Genomic DNA, 17,405 nt, shown 5'->3' with positions numbered 1-17,405 from the left:
GATATTCGATTCGAAATCGATTCGGTGCCGGCGGTACGGTCGTTCGGTAGTCCGTCGAATCGTCTGAAGGGCCAGTCCGGAGCGAGCGGGCGCGACGGGGCGACTTCTCTTTCCGAGGTCGGGAGACGGGTCGGCTTCGGTCTCGAAACCGCGACTACGTGTCGGAGGTGAGGAGGAGAAGGAAGCAGAAGTGAGGAGGGGGCGAGAAACGGCACAGAAGTGAGAGGAAGAGGGCGCAAGCGGCCGACGGCTACGAACTCGCTCGACCGGTCACCACTGCCACTCCTCGCGCGGGTCGACGGCGTCCTCCGCGCGGTCGAACACGTGTTCGCCGTCCACGAACACGTGCTGGGCGGTGGTGTCGAACTGGTAGAACGGCCCGTCCCAGACGACCACGTCGGCGTCGGTCTCCGCTTCGAGCGTCCCCACCCGGTCTTCGACGCCCAGAATCTCGGCGGGGTTGCGCGTCACCACGTCGAGTGCGGCCTCCTCGGGGAGGCCCTCGCGGACGGCGAGGCCGACGCAGACGTCGAGGTGTCGTTGCGGCAGGACGGGCGCGTCCGTCTGGATGGCCACCTGCACGCCCGCCTCGTGGAGGATGCCGGGCGTCTCGAACGTGATGTTGCGCAGTTCGTACTTCGCGCCCGAGTAGAGCGACGGCCCGCACACCGCCGGCACGTCGCGTTCGGCGAACTCCTCGGCGACGAGGTGGCCCTCCGTCGCGTGTTCGATGGAGAGGTCGTCGATGCCGAACTCCTCGGCGATGCGGAAGACGGTCATGATGTCGTCGGCGCGGTGGGCGTGGACGCGGAGGGGCAGGTCCCCCTCGACGACGCGCGCGAGGTTCTCCAGTCCGAGGTCCCGGTCGAACGGTTCGTCCTCGTCGTCCGCCTTCTCGCGCTTGGCCGCGTAGTCCTCGGCGTCCATCAGGGCCTGCCGGAGGGTCGCGGCGACGCCCGGACGGGTGGAGGGCTGGCGGTCCTTGTTCTCGCCGTGGAAACGCTTCGGGTTCTCGCCCATCGCGGCTTTCATGCCGTCCTCGCGGACGAGCATGTGGTCGGCCACGTCGCCGTACGTCTTCATCGTGCAGATGACGCCGCCGACGACGTTGCCCGACCCCATCCGCGCGGAGACGGTGGTGACGCCGTTCTGGAAGGCGTACTTCAGTTCCTCGTCGCGGGGGTGGAAGCCGTCGAGGGCGTTGACGTGGGGCGTCACCGGGTCGGTGCCCTCGTTCACGTCGCCGTCCTCGGGTTCGCCCCACTCGGCCATCCCCGCGTGACTGTGGGCGTCCACGAGTCCGGGCGTGACCGGCGCGCCGTCGACGTCTATCTCCGTCGCCTCGGCGGGCGCGTCCACCTCGCCGACGGCGGCTATCGTCCCGTCGTCGAGGAGCAAGTCGCCCTCGACGGTGCCGCGGTCCGTCGCCGTGTGCAGCGTCGCGTTCCGTATGACGTACATACCTCCGAGTCTCGGGTCGAGGTACAAGTCGTTTCGGTTCGAAACGATTCTGCCGGTTCGGGCGGCGGTGAGACACGCCGGTCCCGGGTCGCCCACGGGTTCGGCGAGGGCGACGAGGGACCCGGGCCTCCCGAGGCGGCCGCGCCCCGGCGACGGTCGGACGGGGAGTACACATATCACTCGGCCCCACGAGACGACGGTATGAACAGGTCGTCTCTGGGACCCCTCGTCAAGGCGAAGGAGACGGTGTCCGTGTTCGTCCGCAACGCGCCGTCCCCGCGGGAGTTGCTGGCGAACCGGACCTCCCGATTCGGTCGCCTGCACGCCGTCGTCCCCTCGACGGCGACGCCCGGCGAGTCGCTGACGCTCACCGTGCAGGCGTGGGACCAGTGCGAACGCCTCCACCGCGACTTCGCGGGGAGTGCGGCGATGGCGTCGACCGACCCGGAGGCGACACACCCGGAGTCGGTGTCGTTCGCGTCCGGGGACGACGGCGTCGTCCGGGTTGACGACGTGCGGTTCGAGACGCCGGGGACCCAGTACCTCACGCTGACCGACGCGCGGACGGGCGAGCGGTTCGTCTCCAATCCGGTCCGGGTCGCCGCCGACCACGACCACCGCGTCTACTGGGGGGACATCCACCTCCACTCGAACTGTTCGGACGGCGTCGGCGACGCCGAACGGGGCTATCGATTCGGCCGGGACGTGATGGCGCTCGACGTCGTCGCCTACACCGACCACGACACGATGGGCTTCTTCATCCCGCCGGAGTGGCAGCGTCGGCGGATGCACGAACGCTACTTCGACCAGTTGTGCGAAGTCGCCGAGGAGTTCGACGAGGCGGGGGAGTTCGTCACGCTCCCGGCGTACGAGTGGACGAAGCAACCGAACGTCGGCGGCCACGTCAACGTCTACTTCGAAGACGCCGCGGACGCGACGCTGTTCGACTCGCTCGCTCCCGAGACCCGCACGTACGAGCGACTCTGGTCGCGCCTGCGGGAGTGGGACGCCGACCACGACTCGGGAGTGGTGACGGTGCCGCACCACCCCGCGGAGTCGATGTACCCGTTCGACTTCGCCAGCGTGGACTACGACGACGAGCTGGCCCCCGTCGTCGAGGTGTACTCCCAGTGGGGGTCGAGCGAACGCCCCGGCGACGACGGCAACCGGTTCCCGTTGGCGATGGGGCAGGGAGAGATAGAGACCGAGGGCCACTACGTGCGCGACGCCCACCGCATGGGCCACAGAGTCGGGATGCTCGGCGGCGCGGACTACCACGGCCCGCACCCGGGCCACTCGCTCATCCATACGCGCCCGCACCTGCCGTCGCTGTCGGAGTGGCGGCGGCGCGGACTCGGCTGGGGAAACATCTGGCGGGTGTGGAACGAGAAGAGCTATCCGGGCGGCCTCAGCGCCTTCCTCGCGCCCGAACTGGAGCGGAGCGCCGTGTTCTCGGCCCTGAAGAACCGGTCGGTGTACGCGACGACCCAACCGCACCGCATCCTCGTCGACTTCCGCGTGAACGGCGTCGACGTGGCCGAACAGACCGACGCCGTCGGCGTCGAGTCCGCGGAGACACCCCGCGAGGTGACCGTCGACGTCGCCGGCACCGCGCCCGTCGCGTCGGTCACCGTCGTGAAGAACAACGCCGTCTGGCGGCAGTTCGAGGGGACCGACGACGCCGACGCCGGACTCGACGCGTACACCGTTTCGACGGAGTGGACCGACGAGACGCCGCTCTCGAGGATGAGCTGGGACGACCGCCGCGGAACCGGCGGCGACGTGTACGCCGTTCGCGTCCGGCAGGCCGCGGCGGACGGCGACCACCCGGGGACGGCGTGGGTCGGGCCCATCTGGGCCGAGACGGCGTGACGACCGAACCGGGTCGAACGGCGCGCGGCGAGGCGTCAGTCCAGCGTCACGTCCTCGGGGTCGATGGCGACGAACGACCCGTCGCTCCGGGCGGACTCGTACGCCGCCTCCGTGACCGCGGTGACGCGGAGGCCGTCGAGCGCAGTCGCAACGGGGTCTTCGCCCGTCCGCACCGCCTCGACGAACGCCTCGGCCTTCGTCGGCTGGTCGCCCCGGGACAGACGCGGCCGGTGTTCGCCGCTGTCCTCGTCTATCTCGGCGTACTCGCTCGGCTCCCAGTCCTTGCTGTCGAGCGTGACCGCGCCCTCCTCGTCCCACATCCGCACGTGTTCGCGCATGCACGGCGTCTCGCCCGAGAGCGAGAACGACGCCGTCGCGCCGTTCGTGAAGCGGACGGTGACGTTCGCGCGGCCGTCGATTCGCTCGGCGTCGTCGACGAACTGCATGGTCGCCGAGACGGCCTCGGGCGTGAGTCCGGTGCTCCACAGCACGCAGTCGAGCAGGTGGCTCCCGGTGTCGTACAGGTAGCCGCCGCCCGAGAGGTCGGCGTCCTGCCGCCACGCGTCCTCGAAGCGGTCCACCCAGTCCTGACACACCTCGGCGGTTATCCAGCGCGGTTCGCGGTCCTCCTCCGCCCACAGCTCTCGGGCCTCGACGAACGCCGGGTAGAGGTGGCGCTGGTAGCCGACCATCAGCACCTCGTCGCGGTCGGCGTCGCGGTCCACCAGGTCGCGGGCGTCGTCCAGGTCGGTCGTGAGCGGTTTGTCGCAGAGGACGTGCAGGTCCCGTTCGAACGCCGCGAGAATCTGGTCGTAGTGGAGCGTGTGCGGCGTCCCGATGAGAACTGCGTCGAGCGATTCGGCGTCGAGCATCGTCTCGTAGTCGTCGTATCGGGCGTCGGCGTCGACCCCTAGTTTCGCCCCCGTCTCGTCCAGCACGTCCGGGTCGATGTCGGCGAGGGCGACCACGTCGGCGTCCTCGTGTTCGACGAACTCGGTGCCGACGGTCCGACCGATGAAGCCGCCGCCGACGACGCCAACCCGAAGCGGGGAGACGTCGGCGTCGGTCGTCTCGTCCGCGTCGGGGACTGCGGTGTCACTCATGGAGGGAACGACTCCGGGCGAGGGCAAAGATGCTGTGGCTTCAGTCGTCGGCGGAGAGCACGGGCACCGACACGGTGACGACGGACCCCCTCGGTTCGTTCTCGGTGAAGTCGACGGTCCCCCCGGCAATCTCCGCGCCCCACTTCACCATCCAGAGCCCGAGTCCGCTCCCGTGTTTCAGCGCGCTCTCCGTCCCGTCCTCCAGCACCGTCAGTTCGTAAGGGGCGATGCCGGGGCCGTCGTCAGCGACGCTGACGCGGACGCGGTCACTCTCCTGACGGGCCGTTATCCGGACGTGCGGGTCGTCGCCGTCGTTGTGTTCGGCGGCGTTCTCGACGACGTTCTCGAAGACCGTCGAGAGCAGACCGGCGACGCGCGCGTCCGGGTCGGCGCAGTCGTACTCCACAGAGACGGCGGGATACTCCCGTCTGACCGACTCGACGCACTGTTCGAGGAGGCGACCGACCGGCTTCGGGTCGGACCCCGCTCTGCCCTCGTCGAACAGTTCGATGGCTTCGCGTCCCTTCTGCCCCATCTCCTCGATGCGGAGGGCGCGGCGCTTGACGGTTCGAGCGTCCTCGTCGTCGGCGAAGCGGTCCACGTAGCCGTGGATGATGTTCGTCTCGGTGCGGATGTTGTGCCGCAGGATGCGGTTGAGCACCTCCAGACGCTGCTGTTGGCGGAGGTGCCTGCTGACGTCGTGGAACGTTATCACCCGTCCGATGACGCTCCCGCGGACGTTGTTGATTCGCGTCGCCGTCACGTCGTACGACCGGCTGCCCGACGCGGCGGCGACGGTGAGGTGACCGGCGAGCGTCCCCTCCGCGGGGAGGCGGTCGTACTCGGGGACGACGTCCGCGGCGGGCACTCCGAGCACGTCGTCGGCGCGGACGTCCAGAATGTCGAGACAGCTGTCGTTCACTTCGACCACGTAGTCGTTCGTGTCGACCACGAGCGCACCCTCCTGCATCCGGTCGAATATCAGCTGGCGCGCGCGGACTCGCGGCGCCGGGTTCGTCCCGAACAGCCGGTAGCGGCTGATGGCGCTGAGGTACGCGACGCCGGAGACGGAGAAGGCGATGGGCGTCGGGTCGATGCCGGACGTGGGGAGGACGTCCGCGAGGTAGAGCGCGTTCGTGAGCCACGGCGCCAACAACCCGACGAGGAGCGCCGCCCCCTGACTCCGGAACGTCGCGGCGTCGCTGGTGAGCAGTCCGAGAACGAGCACCATCCCCGCCCCGCCGAGGAGGTAGGTGTAGCCGGCGACGACCGCGTACCAGGGGCCGCCGTGAGCCACCTGCACGATGCCGTCGACCCGGACGCCGTACGGTCTGAGATACAGCAGGTCGTGGTACCGGTCGGTCACCATCAGGAGGACGGTGAGAGCCGGGACGAACGAGAGCGCGGCCACGTAGCGCGGCTGGACGTACTCGTCGCGCCCCGTGTACTCGAGGGCGAACAGGAGCCACGCGACGGGGATGGCGACGACGCCAACCCACGCCCAGTTCGTCCAGAAGAGCCTCGCCGCGACCGTCCCCTCGCGGAGGCCGAAGAGGATGCAGACGGACCACCAGCTCTGCCCGACGAGAAGGGCGACCAGCGGGGTCGCACCCGGTTCCGGTCGCTGTCGCCACGCCAGAATCCCCGCCGCCGCGCCGACGGCGACGGAGACGAACAGGAGCGGGACGATCGGATTCACGAGACCACCTGTAGAGAGACTAACACAGTCACCACATATGAAACGTCCGTCAGACGGAGCCCGGGCTGGACGCGCTGCGGCGAGCGACCCGGTGCCGAAGTGGGAAGCGAGACCGGGTGCGGGTCGGGTCCGACCGGGCCGGTCGGTCCCGGGCGGAGTCAGACGCCGACCGCAGAGAGGCCGAGGACGACGAGGAAGACGAGGAAGTGTTTCACCTCGCCCGCGATGGCGAGCAGCCCGTAGCGGTCGGTTCGGCCGACGTAGGCGGCCAGCACGAGCGCGTATCCGAGGCCGAGCAGCGTCCCCGCCGCGATGGCGACCGAGAGCATCCCGCCGAGGAAGGCGGCGGCGAGGAACCCGACGAGGAAGCAATCGAGCGCGTAGAGGACGTGTCGCGTCCGGCGGACGCCGAAGACCACGGGCAGCGTCGAGACGCCGATTTCGGCGTCGCCCTCCATGTCGCGGACGTTCGGAATCTCCGTGTTGACGAAGATGTCGACGAAGAAGTAGACGAACACGACGGCGGCCGTCGGCGTGAACGGCGCGTCCGCGAAGGCGAGGGGGAGGAAGACGACGGCGACGGTCCACGCGCCGGCGACGACGGCGGAGTTGACGACGAAGACCTCTTTCAGTCGCTTGAACTGCGAGCCGAGCGCCGGGAGCCACTCGGAGGCGTACAGCACCCAGAACGCGCCGGGGAGCAGCGTGATGGCCAGCGCGAGCGGTCCGCCGGTGATAGCGATGGTGACGGCCAGTCCGTACGAGAGGGCCGTGAGGACCGACAGCACGCTCTCGTACCGGCTGACGAACGCGGACCGCTCGGGACTCGTCTGCGCGTCCGTCTCGGCGTCGGCGATGCGGTCACCCACGTAGACGGCGAAGGTGACGAGGCCGACGACGATGGGGGCCGGACTCGGCGGCAGCGACAGGGCGAGCATGACGGTGGCGACCATCCCCATCGCGACGAAGACGAGGTAGGCCGAACTGTACAACAGCGCATCTTTCACCCGCCCCCAGTGAGCGAGGAGGCGTTCGACGACCGGACTGTGCGAGAAACTGGTGTCGTCCGCGGCCGCGGACAGACTCGGCGATTCGTTGGACATGGGTTGGCACGGTAGTCGCCGCGCGGACAGTCCCGCGACGACGACCTTCGCGTGCATACCAACAGTATGATGTGTTAATTACCTGCTGTCTATCGACGCCGGGCGGCCGCTTAACGGCCAGTTTAGCCCGCTACAGGCCGAATATAACCGTTCGAGATAGCCGTGGGCGTCGGCGACGTGTCTCGCGGTCGGCATTAATGTCAACAGACATATGTGAGTGGCGAGAACTGGACGTAGCAGACGGTGACGCCGTCGCGTTCGCGGCACAGAGACTCGGTGAGACGACTCGATAGTCCTTCCCTTCACGGCGGGTGTCTGGCGGACGACCGGGGGGAAGAACCGATGCCGGAGCCAGATAGCAAAGATATTAAATTGTAAATACGTGAGAAAGATCGATTGCCCCAATCCGAGAGCCGTAGTGCGATGGTTTTATTCATGCCGTATTTTTCGAACGATATTCGTTCGTCTCTCGTCGGTAGTTTCGAGAGCAGATTTCGGGGGAGAACGTTGGAATTTCAATTGCGAGTGGTAAGGCGTCGAAGAGCGGTAGCCTCCGAGAGCGAGGGAAGTGTAACGACATATGTTACTCTTCGTTCGCGCCGAGGACTGATGCAGCGCCGACCGGTCGAACGGGGGGCCTCTTCGCGCGGACGATCACGCCGAAGTCGTCGAGGCCCGAAGTGAGAGTTTCGTCCGGAACCAAAACTAAATGGTCGTGTGTGGTGTCCGTTCGCGTACGAATGACAACATCCACCGCGTCCCGGTTCGAAGCCGCGTTGGAAGCCCTCGACGTGACGGTGAGTCGCGTCGAGTCCGACGCCTTCCAGACGCACGTCGAGGAGTTGGTCGAACCACACGCCGTCGGTGTCGCCCTCGAAGAGGCGTTCGAGGACCCGGCACCGTCGCTCGACGGGACGTCTGTCGAGGTGGACCCGACGCCCGCGACGCTTCAGGCGGCGACCACCGGGGTGACCGGGGCGAGTCTCGGCGTCGCCGACTACGGGTCGGTCGTCCTCTCGGTGACCGACGGCGCGAGCGAACTCGTGAGCCTGTTCGTGGACCGGCACGTCGCCGTCGTCCGCGAGTCCGACATCGTGGCCGACATGGAGACGGCGATCGACGCCGTCGCCGACGAGTTCGGACGGGCGGGCGGCAGCGCCATCCTCGCGACAGGGCCGAGCGCGACGGCCGACATGGGCGCGCTGGTGAAGGGTGCCCACGGGCCGCGGGAAGTGCACGTCGTCGTGCTGACGGACGCGCCCGACGCGGAGGGGGAGGGCTGAGATGTCGAAAGCCGACGACATCCGACGTTTGATGCGGACCGAGGGAGCGGCCGTCGCGGAGAACACCCGCGCGTTCAACGAGGGGCGGTACGCCTCGGTCGCCGACCTGGAGGACTACGAGGAACTGAAGACGGAGGCCCGCGCCATCAAGGAAGACGCCATCGAGCGTCTGCCGGAACTGATAGACGAGTTGACCGAGTCGGTCGAGGCCAACGGCGGCACCGTCTACATCGCCGACGACGCCGAGGACGCGAACGAGTACATCCGGTCGGTCGTGGCCGACCGGGAAGCCAACCGCGTCGTCAAGTCGAAGTCGATGACGACGGAGGAGTTGGAGGTGAACGACGTGCTGGAGGCCGACGGCGTGGACGTGGTGGAGACGGACCTCGGGGAGTGGGTACTGCAGGTCGCCGACGAATCGCCGTCGCACATCGTCGCGCCCGCCATCCACAAGTCCCGAGAGAGCATCGCGGACCTGTTCAACGAGACGTTCGACCCGGACGAACCGCTGGAGACGGCGCAGGACCTCACCTACTTCGCGCGCGAGAAACTCGGCGAGCAGATAACAGACGCGGAGGTGGGAATCACGGGCGCGAACTTCCTCGCCGCGGACTCGGGGACGATGGCGCTGGTGACCAGCGAGGGCAACGCGCGGAAGACCGTCGCCGCGACGGACACGCAGATCACCGTCGCCGGCGTGGAGAAGGTGATTCCGACCGTCGAGGACCTCCACCCGTTCGTCGAACTCATCGGCCGGTCGGGCACCGGGCAGGACATCACCTCCTACGTCTCGCTTCTCACCCCACCGGTCGACACGCCCGTCGTGGACTTCGCGGACGACGAGACCCCCCTCTCGGCGTTCGACGCCGACCGGGAGTTCCACCTCGTCCTCGTGGACAACGGCCGGATGGCGATGCGCGAGGACGACCAACTGCGCGAGACGCTCTACTGCATCCGGTGTTCGGCCTGTTCGAACTCGTGTGCCAACTTCCAGAGCACCGGCGGCCACGCGTTCGGCGGCGAGACGTACTCCGGCGGCATCGCGACGGGATGGGAGGCCGGCATCGAAGGTACCGACACCGCGGCGGAGTTCAACGACCTCTGTACCGGCTGTACGCGCTGTGTGAACGCCTGCCCGGTGAAGATAGACATCCCGTGGATAAACACGGTCGTCCGCGACCGGATCAACCGAGAGGGCGAACGGCCCGCCGACTGGCTGGTGGACGGGCTGACGCCCGACGAGGAGGACGAGGGCGCACCCTTCCAGAAGCGCTTCTTCGGCAACTTCGAGACGGTGGCGAAACTCGGGAGCGCGACGGCCCCGCTGTCGAACTGGCTGGCCGACACCGAGGCGTCCCGGTGGGCGATGGAACAGGTTCTCGACATCGACCCGCGACGCGAGTTGCCCCGGTTCGAGCGGGAGACGCTGGTCGAGTGGTTCCGCTCCCGGGACGCGGAAGCGGGGCCGGCGGACCCCGAACGCCGGGTCGTCCTCTACCCTGACCTCTACACCAACCACGTGCAGGTCGAACGCGGCAAGGCGGCCGTGCGCGCCCTCGAAGCCCTCGGCGTCGACGTGGTCGTTCCCCCGGTGGCGTCCAGCGGACGCGCCCCGTACTCGCAGGGGATGGTCGCCACCGCCGCGGACCACGCCGAACGCGTGACCGAGACCCTCGCGCCGTACGTCTCGGACGGCCGGGACGTGGTCGTCGTCGAACCCTCGGACCACGCGATGTTCACGCGGGAGTACGAACGCCTCGTCGACGCTGACGCGTTCGCATCGCTCTCGGAGAACAGCTACGAGGTGTTAGAGTACGTCTACGGTCTGCTGGAGAACGGCGCCGACCCGAGTGCGCTCTCGAACGGCGACGGCGAGGGCATCGCCTACCACAGCCACTGCCAACAGCGCACGCTCGGCCTGGAGACGTACACCGTCGCCGTCCTCGACGCGTGCGACTACGACGTGGTCACCTCGGACGTGGAGTGCTGCGGCATGGCCGGCAGTTTCGGTTACAAGTCCGACTACTACGAACTCAGCATGGACGTGGGCGAACGTCTGCGAGACCAACTGGTGGCCGAGGACGTCCGTGACCGGCGCGTCGTCGCCAGCGGTACCTCCTGTCTCGAACAGATAGACTCCCTGCTCGAACGGCAGCCCCGTCACCCGGTCGAACTGCTGGTCGAGTAGCGACCCCGACTGCACTCCGCTCTTCGCGCCGTTTCAGCCCCGACGTGCGGCCGAAGCGCTCTCTCGGTCAGCCCTGTCTGTCGAGACCCGACCCGCCGCGAACCCCGTCTTCTCTGTGAAACGCCATTAGCGAACACCACTATAGCTGTTCGTGCTACTGGATGCGAGGTCCGCACTGGTCGCGGTTCCGACGATGTCAGAGACACCCCTCTCGAAGCGATTCGAGTCGGGTAACCGGCGGGTTCGCAGAACTCGGTTCGCCCCGTCGGTCCGTTTCGTGGAAAGATAAATCCTATGGCGCGATATGATACGGTCAGACGAGAGGAGGCACAGTTCCAGCGGACGGTTCGATCCCGGGTCAGTTTCCCCACAGACCTGCTCGGGTCGAGATCGATTACGCGTGACAAGTTCGCTCGTTGCCCGACACAGCGCTGATACTCATGAAGAACGAGACCGCACGTGGCAGTGTTTCGACGATGTCTTCGCGAGGAAGTCGTTCCCCGGATATTTGCACTCGTCCTCGATCTGTCAGCGAGAACTCTACCGACGGCAACTGCCTTCGCTTCGTCAGCACTCGCTCGTAGAGTCGTTCAAAGAGAACCGAATCGCGGCCTCGACTCTGTTGGTCCGAGAGTAGGACCGTAGACGGCTATCGGAACCCCCGGACGACGGCCCGCCGATGTGTCCGCGGTGTGGAGTATCCCGATGATATTTTGGTCGGCCTAAATTCGGAACTGCTTTGTGTTATTAGGTGAGCCTAAAACGCATGACGGACGGCTCCGGACAGCGCGAGGCACCGACGCGAAGAGAGTACGTGAAGTACGGCGGGGCAGTCCTCGGGGCTGGCCTGCTCGCCGGGTGTGCAGGTGGTTCAGACACCGACCCGGCAGGCGGTTCCGGGTCGGACCAGACGGAGACAGCCACGAGTTCGTCCACGGCAACGAGCACCGGAGAGAACTCCTACACGGCGACGATGTCACCCATGGGTGAACTCACACTGTCGGAACCACCGTCTTCGTGGGTGGGTGGTCTCGGGTTCACCGCAGACGTGTTGACCGCACTCGGGCAGGCCGACGGTGCTGTTGGTATGGCAGACCCGCGGTTCTGGTATCGAGGGTTCTACGACTTCCTCGACGGTGTGACGGTCCCTGCGAAAGGTGACCTCACCCAATTCACGACGGCGGAGCGTGATACCGACCTCGAGGTGCTGTACGAACTCGACCCGGACCTGATGGCGGTCGACCCCAACCCCATCATCGCGGTTTACGGGCTCGACAAGGGAGGAGCAGCGGAGATTCAAGAGAACGTCGCACCGTGGTTCGGGAACGAGAGCCGACGAAGGCGCTTCGACGGGTGGACCTACTGGCCGGGCGGCGAACCGTATCCGTATCTCTCTCTTCCCGAATACATCCCGAAGTACGCTGCTCTGTTCGGCGAAGAGGAGCGCGGCGAAGCGCTCCTGAACCTCTACGAGCCGTTCATCGAAGACGTCCGGTCGAGGGTTCCCCCGAAGAGCGAGCGTCGGTCGTTGGCGTTGGTGAACGGACGGTACAACCCGGAGAACCGCGATGGATGGGTCGTCTACAATCCGAAGTCGGAAGTCGAAAAGACGTGGGGGAAGAAACAGTATCGCGACCTGAACGTCGTCGACGCGTTCGAGGGCGCGTACGACGGTCAGTCCTCCGTCAAGGTGGGTTTCGAGGGACTATTGGAGTACGACCCGGACGTCATCATCTTCAACTTTGGAATCACGTACCGAGACTTCCAGGGAGAGAACTTGATCGAAAAACAGCGAGAGCTCCTCAACGACCATCCCGTCGGTAGCGAGGTGACTGCAGTCAAGAACGACGACCTATACGTCGGCGGCACCCCGTACCAGGGCCCGATCATCAACATGTTCCAGACCGAGATGGCGGCAAAGCAGCTCTACCCGGACGAATTCGGGTCGTATCCCGGATACGGTCGACTCCCGGAGAGTGAACAGCTGTTCGACCGTCAGCGGCTCGCTGACACCATCAACGGAGATATCTGACCGTAAGCGACGACGATTCCAGCACGAACGGGGACCCGACACGCAGAGAGTACGCGAAGTACGGTGGAGGCAGTCGCCGGCGGCGGCCTCCCCGCAGACTGCACTGGAGAGTCCGAATCAGGGTCGACGCCGACCCAGACGAGAGTAGGAGCAGAATCCGACCTCGACGGCGACCGACACGGGAACAGCGACGCTCAGAGACGAGAACTACTCGGAGATGCCGTACGTGTCGCCCGTCCAGTCGCGGGCGGGGGTGTCGTACACCGGGTTGTGACGGTCGATGGCGTCGATGCGGGCGTGGTCCTTCTCGTCCAGCGACCAGTCGAACAGGTCGACGTTCGCGCGGACGTGGTCGGGCGAAGACGACTTCGGGAGGACGACCACGTCGTTCTCGACGGCCCACCTGAGGACGATTTGTGCGGGCGAGCGGTCGTACGTCTCCGCGAGGTCCCGAATCACGCCGTCTTCGAACACCGCCGTCCGGGCGAGTGGGGCGGCCGCCTCGACGACGGTGTCCGTCTCGCGGCAGTAGTCGACCACGTCGTCCTGCGTGTTCCACGGGTGGTACTCTATCTGGTTGACGGCGATGGGAACGTCGGAAACGTGGTGTGCGCAACTCAGTTGGTAGGCGCTGAAGTTCGAGACGCCGACGTTCCGAACCAGCCCCTCGTCGTGGAGTTTCGCCATCGCGTCCAGCGTCTCGCGGAGCGAAATCGCCGGGTTGGGCCAGTGGACGAGGTAGAGGTCCAGATAGTCGGTTCCCAGTCGGTCGAGCGACGCCTCGCACGAGTCGACGACCGAATCGTAGTTGAGGTGCTTGGGGAGGACCTTCGAGGTGAGGAAGACGTCCTCCCGGTCGTACTCCGCCAGCACCTCGCCGATTTCGGACTCGTTGGCGTACCCCTCCGCGGTGTCGACGTGCTCGTAGCCCGCGTCGAGGGCCGCACGAACCGAATCCCGGACGGTGTCGCCGCCGAGGTCCCACGTGCCGACGCCGACCATCGGGAGTTCGTCACCGCTCGGGAGCGTCGTCGTTGGTGCGGTCATCGGGCGGTGATTCACCGCAGCGCGGCAAAGTCGTTTGGTTCACGGGCAGTCGTGCGGGTTGGCCGGCGTCGGCGACTCCCGGCCCGCGTCGTCGAATCCCGGCCGGTCGCCGTTCGTCCGAACACGTTCGGCGGTTCCCTTTCGCACGCGGCGACGGGAGTGACGACTATGGCACCACCCGCTATCGACACGTCCCGGCGGCCGTTCGTCCTCGTCTGGGAACTCACGCAGGCGTGCGAGTTGGCCTGTAAGCACTGTCGTGCGGACGCGAAACCGGACCGCCACCCCGACGAACTCACCACCGCAGAGGGGAGGCGACTCTTGGAGGAGGCGTCCGAGTTCGGCGACGGCCAACTGGTCGTCCTCTCGGGCGGCGACCCGTTGGCCCGAGACGACGCCGTCGAACTCGTCGAGTACGGAACAGCCCTCGGCCTCCGCATGACGCTGACGCCCAGCGGAACGGCGTCGCTGACGCGGGACCGAATCGACGCACTCGCCGACGCCGGCCTCAGGCGCGTCGCCCTCAGTATCGACGGCGGGTCGGCGGCCGCACACGACGCCTTCCGCGGCGAGGACGGGAGTTTCGAGCAGACGCTGGCCGCGGCCGAGGCGGCGCGGTCCGCTGGCCTCCCTCTACAGGTGAACACGACGGTGTGCGCCGAGACGGTGGGCGAACTCCCCGCGATTCGCCGGCGAGTCGAGGCGTTGGACGCCGTGCTCTGGTCTGTGTTCTTCCTCGTCCCGGTGGGTCGGGGGCGCGTGCTGGACCCCGTCACGCCCGAACGGGCCGAACGGGTGATGGAGTGGTTGGGGAACGTCGCCGCCGACGCCCCGTTCGGCGTCAAGACGACCGAAGCCCCGCACTACCGACGCGTCGTCGCCCAGCGAGGAAGCGACGCTGGGGACGGGGCGGCGTCGGACGGCATCGGCCGGCGAACCGGCATCACCCCCGGCGACGGCTTCGCCTTCGTCAGCCACGTGGGCGAGGTATACCCCTCGGGGTTCCTCCCGCAGTCCGCCGGAAACGTCCGCGAACGGAGCGTCGTCGACATCTACCGCGACGCCGACCTGTTCCAGTCGCTGCGCGACCCCGACGCACTCCGCGGGAAGTGCGGCGCCTGCGAGTTCCGCCACCACTGCGGCGGGAGTCGGTCGCGGGCGTTCGCCTACACCGGTGACCCCCTCGAATCGGACCCGCTCTGCGCCTACGTCCCCGACCGATACGACGGACCGCTCCCCGAACAGTCGTTCACCGAGGGAGATGTCTCGACCGCCGACTGAGCGGTCCGGGGGGTCAGAGCGAGCGAAGGGGGATTCAGTGCCCGACGGTGAGCGAGACGGCTTCGTATCATCCGAATCCATCCGCGTATCCTCCGAACTCAGACGCGAAAGCGACTCGTCCGGCGGTGACACGGAGGTACGAAACGAGTGGCGGGCGGTCCGGGCGGACTTCGAAGGTGTCAGGCGAGAACAGTTGCAGCGAGCGCTCTCGAAGCTCGAATCACAGGCAGAGCTATCGGACGAGCAGCGACAGACCGTCGAGCGGCTGTCGAAATCCATCGTCGAAGGCGTGCTATCCACGTGTCGACCCTCCCTCGCCGGTGACGAAGGGGTCGATATGAGCGTCGAACGGGAGGTGGTCGAACTGTTCGAGGGAGAGAACTAACCGCTGCCAGCGTTCGAACGGACGTGTAACTCCCGGCAGGCCGGTTCCGACGCTCGGTTACCCTCTTTCAGTGGTACTCGGTCACCGTCCGTCAACGGGTCACTTTGGACGCACGACCGTGCGCCCGACTGCGAACGTGCGCACGTGCGGACGTGTAACCACGGGACGAACGTTCACTTACCCACGCGGACGAGCGTTCACTTACCCACGCGGACGAGCGTTCACTCGACGTACACGCGAGTGACGTGTCCGCCGCAGCCGCACTGCTGGACGTACTCCCACGAGACGCCGTCGTCGTACGCGTCGGCGAGCGCCTCGAACAGGTACGACGAGGGGTGTCCGTGGTCGCCGTGCGTGACGAGGTTGACGTGGTTGCCGGGCGCGGTGTGTTCGACGGCGTCGAGGGCCTGCGAGACGACGAGACTCTCGTCCGCGGCGTACTGCGGGCCCTCCAGGTTCGCCGACCACGAGTTGTCGTGCGTTCGGTCGGTGACCGGGTCCGGTTCGTCGTGTCCGTGGTCCGAGTCGTGAGCGGAGTTCATCTTCGTCCGAACGGACGGAGCGGGTATCGAAAGCGTCGGTCCCGAACGTGTTCGGTGACGGCGCCCGACTTCGGGACGGACGGCGCTCCGTCGGGGACGACATCGGGTCGAACGGATTCGGGCGAGGTTCTACGTCGCTCGACGCCGAATCCGCGGGCATGGCCGTCGCGTTCGTGACCGACGCCGCGCGTCAGGGGGGCCGAACGTCGTGACGGCGGCGACGGTTTCGCGGTGGGCGCGGCGCTACGTGCTCGTCGGCGCCGGGTCGCTCATGGCGTGGCAGGCCGGCGTCGTCGTCGGAGTGCCGCGTCGGACCGAAGTCGTCCTGGGCCTCCTCGGGTTCGTGTTGCACGTCGTCTTCGGGAAGGCGTACTCGCTCGTCCCGGCGTACTTCGACCGGACCCTGACGTTCCCGCGCGCGCCGGCGGTCCAGTTCCCGCTCACCGTCGGTGGCGTGAGCGGACTCGTCGCGGCGTCGTTCGACGTCGGCCCCTCGTGGGTGGGCGCGGCGGGTGCGCTCCTGTGGACGCTGGGTGTCGGCGCGTTCGTCGCCACGGTGGGCTGGACGATTCGTGGGAACCCGACCGGCCGCGAGACGGCGACGGGCGACCACAACGCCGGCCGGCGGCCCGTGGACCGACTGGCGAACGGGTTCGTCCCGGTGGCGCTCCTGTATCTCCTCGCCGGGACGTACGAGACGCTCGCGCTGTACGCCGGCGTTCCGCCGCTCTTCGACGGCTATCCGCCGCAGGCGACTCACCTGCTCGCGGCGGGCACTGCCGGCGTGCTGCTGTTCTCGCTCGGATTCCGACTCCTGCCGCGGTTCATGGTCGCACACCCACCCCGGTGGCTCGTCGGTGTCGTCCTGCTCACGGGTGCGTCGGGTCCGGCGCTACTGGCCACCGGCGTCGCCGGCGGCGGCCTACTCCGCATCGGTGGTGCCGTCGAAGCCGTCGCAGTCGTCGGCTACGCCGTCGCCGTCGGAACGCTGTACCACCGGTCTGAGCGCCGCCGCGTGGGGTTCGTCGGGGTCCTCGGGAGTGCTGCCTGCGGCGTCGTCGGCGTCGCTGTCGGACTCTGGTTCGCGTTCGGTCGGCCGCAACCGTCGCTCGCGGTGGCGCACCTCCGCCTGAACCTCCTCGGCTTCCTCGGTCTGGCCGTCGTCGGCGTCAGCTACCAGTTCTACCCGCCGAGCGTCGGGACGCTACCGGCCGCGTCGGACCGGACCGCACTCGTCTCGATCGCCGCTCTCGCGTCCGGTCTCCTCGCACAACTCGTCGGGCACGTCGTCCCCGTCGTCGCGACGTTCGGTCACCTACTCGCGTTCGGTGGGGCGGTACTGTACGCGTATCTCGTCGTCGCCGCGTTCCGCGCGCGGTGATGGTCGAGGGGGAGAGCGAGAATCGAGA

At 67.4% G+C, this 17,405-nt stretch carries 13 protein-coding genes; 7 read left to right on the top strand and 6 right to left on the bottom strand.

Annotation, left to right across the window (positions count from 1 at the left end; genetic code table 11):
- Window positions 1-270: 270 nt before the first annotated feature.
- Complete coding sequence (locus BM310_RS18045) at window positions 271-1,461, bottom strand: amidohydrolase family protein (RefSeq protein ID WP_089810457.1); 1,191 nt, start codon at window positions 1,459-1,461, stop codon at window positions 271-273.
- A 201-nt stretch (window positions 1,462-1,662) separates the two neighbouring features.
- Here BM310_RS18045 and BM310_RS18040 point away from each other — a divergent pair, with 201 nt between their 5' ends.
- Complete coding sequence (locus BM310_RS18040) at window positions 1,663-3,333, top strand: DUF3604 domain-containing protein (protein ID WP_089810383.1); 1,671 nt, start codon at window positions 1,663-1,665, stop codon at window positions 3,331-3,333.
- A 35-nt stretch (window positions 3,334-3,368) separates the two neighbouring features.
- On the opposite strand, the gene BM310_RS18035 is transcribed toward BM310_RS18040, so the two are convergent.
- From BM310_RS18035 to BM310_RS18025, 3 genes are all read right to left on the bottom strand, one after another.
- Entirely contained in the window at window positions 3,369-4,436 is a 1,068-nt protein-coding gene (locus BM310_RS18035; RefSeq protein ID WP_089810381.1) for a Gfo/Idh/MocA family protein, read from the bottom strand.
- Window positions 4,437-4,476: 40 nt separating this feature from the next.
- Window positions 4,477-6,135, bottom strand: coding sequence for a sensor histidine kinase (locus BM310_RS18030; protein WP_089810380.1), 1,659 nt, complete (start codon window positions 6,133-6,135; stop codon window positions 4,477-4,479).
- Between the two features lie 158 nt (window positions 6,136-6,293).
- Complete coding sequence (locus BM310_RS18025) at window positions 6,294-7,238, bottom strand: UbiA family prenyltransferase (protein ID WP_177232695.1); 945 nt, start codon at window positions 7,236-7,238, stop codon at window positions 6,294-6,296.
- A gap of 740 nt (window positions 7,239-7,978) precedes the next feature.
- Here BM310_RS18025 and BM310_RS18020 point away from each other — a divergent pair.
- The 3 genes from BM310_RS18020 (at window position 7,979) to BM310_RS18010 (ending at window position 12,741) form a co-directional block, all read left to right on the top strand.
- On the top strand, window positions 7,979-8,521 hold the full coding sequence (locus BM310_RS18020) for an LUD domain-containing protein (protein ID WP_089810452.1): 543 nt from the start codon (window positions 7,979-7,981) through the stop codon (window positions 8,519-8,521).
- Between the two features lies 1 nt (window position 8,522).
- Window positions 8,523-10,709, top strand: coding sequence for an LUD domain-containing protein (locus BM310_RS18015; protein WP_089810378.1), 2,187 nt, complete (start codon window positions 8,523-8,525; stop codon window positions 10,707-10,709).
- 766 nt (window positions 10,710-11,475) lie between these two features.
- A complete protein-coding gene (locus BM310_RS18010; protein ID WP_089810376.1) occupies window positions 11,476-12,741 on the top strand; it encodes an ABC transporter substrate-binding protein in 1,266 nt (421 codons plus the stop codon).
- Window positions 12,742-12,948: 207 nt separating this feature from the next.
- On the opposite strand, the gene BM310_RS18005 is transcribed toward BM310_RS18010, so the two are convergent.
- Window positions 12,949-13,788, bottom strand: coding sequence for an aldo/keto reductase (locus BM310_RS18005; RefSeq protein WP_089810374.1), 840 nt, complete (start codon window positions 13,786-13,788; stop codon window positions 12,949-12,951).
- 168 nt (window positions 13,789-13,956) lie between these two features.
- On the opposite strand from BM310_RS18005, the gene BM310_RS18000 reads away from it, so the two are divergent.
- Window positions 13,957-15,069, top strand: a complete 1,113-nt coding sequence (locus BM310_RS18000; RefSeq protein ID WP_089810372.1) for a TIGR04053 family radical SAM/SPASM domain-containing protein — start codon at window positions 13,957-13,959, stop codon at window positions 15,067-15,069.
- 37 nt (window positions 15,070-15,106) lie between these two features.
- On the top strand, window positions 15,107-15,454 hold the full coding sequence (locus BM310_RS17995; RefSeq protein WP_177232694.1) for a hypothetical protein: 348 nt from the start codon (window positions 15,107-15,109) through the stop codon (window positions 15,452-15,454).
- A gap of 221 nt (window positions 15,455-15,675) precedes the next feature.
- On the opposite strand, the gene BM310_RS17990 is transcribed toward BM310_RS17995, so the two are convergent.
- Window positions 15,676-15,996: a CGCGG family putative rSAM-modified RiPP protein gene (locus tag BM310_RS17990; protein ID WP_089810368.1), complete on the bottom strand. Its 321-nt coding sequence runs from the start codon at window positions 15,994-15,996 to the stop codon at window positions 15,676-15,678.
- 208 nt (window positions 15,997-16,204) lie between these two features.
- Between BM310_RS17990 and BM310_RS17985 the strand changes: the two genes are divergently transcribed.
- Window positions 16,205-17,377 carry a hypothetical protein gene (locus BM310_RS17985; RefSeq protein WP_245778543.1) on the top strand — a complete coding sequence of 391 codons (1,173 nt, stop codon included), beginning with the start codon at window positions 16,205-16,207 and terminating at the stop codon, window positions 17,375-17,377.
- The last annotated feature ends 28 nt before the right edge of the window (window positions 17,378-17,405 follow it).

This window comes from Halogeometricum rufum (assembly GCF_900112175.1).
Lineage (GTDB): Archaea > Halobacteriota > Halobacteria > Halobacteriales > Haloferacaceae > Halogeometricum > Halogeometricum rufum.
The sequence above is the reverse complement of the archived record's forward strand: the minus strand, read 5'-3'. Positions and strand labels throughout refer to the sequence as shown.

Coding starts and splice junctions, on each gene's coding strand:
- BM310_RS18045 (WP_089810457.1), bottom strand. CDS start 1,461: ATGTACGTCATACGGAACGCGACGCTGCACACGGCGACGGACCGCGGC.
- BM310_RS18040 (WP_089810383.1), top strand. CDS start 1,663: ATGAACAGGTCGTCTCTGGGACCCCTCGTCAAGGCGAAGGAGACGGTG.
- BM310_RS18035 (WP_089810381.1), bottom strand. CDS start 4,436: ATGAGTGACACCGCAGTCCCCGACGCGGACGAGACGACCGACGCCGAC.
- BM310_RS18025 (WP_177232695.1), bottom strand. CDS start 7,238: ATGTCCAACGAATCGCCGAGTCTGTCCGCGGCCGCGGACGACACCAGT.
- BM310_RS18020 (WP_089810452.1), top strand. CDS start 7,979: ATGACAACATCCACCGCGTCCCGGTTCGAAGCCGCGTTGGAAGCCCTC.
- BM310_RS18015 (WP_089810378.1), top strand. CDS start 8,523: ATGTCGAAAGCCGACGACATCCGACGTTTGATGCGGACCGAGGGAGCG.
- BM310_RS18010 (WP_089810376.1), top strand. CDS start 11,476: ATGACGGACGGCTCCGGACAGCGCGAGGCACCGACGCGAAGAGAGTAC.
- BM310_RS18005 (WP_089810374.1), bottom strand. CDS start 13,788: ATGACCGCACCAACGACGACGCTCCCGAGCGGTGACGAACTCCCGATG.
- BM310_RS18000 (WP_089810372.1), top strand. CDS start 13,957: ATGGCACCACCCGCTATCGACACGTCCCGGCGGCCGTTCGTCCTCGTC.
- BM310_RS17990 (WP_089810368.1), bottom strand. CDS start 15,996: ATGAACTCCGCTCACGACTCGGACCACGGACACGACGAACCGGACCCG.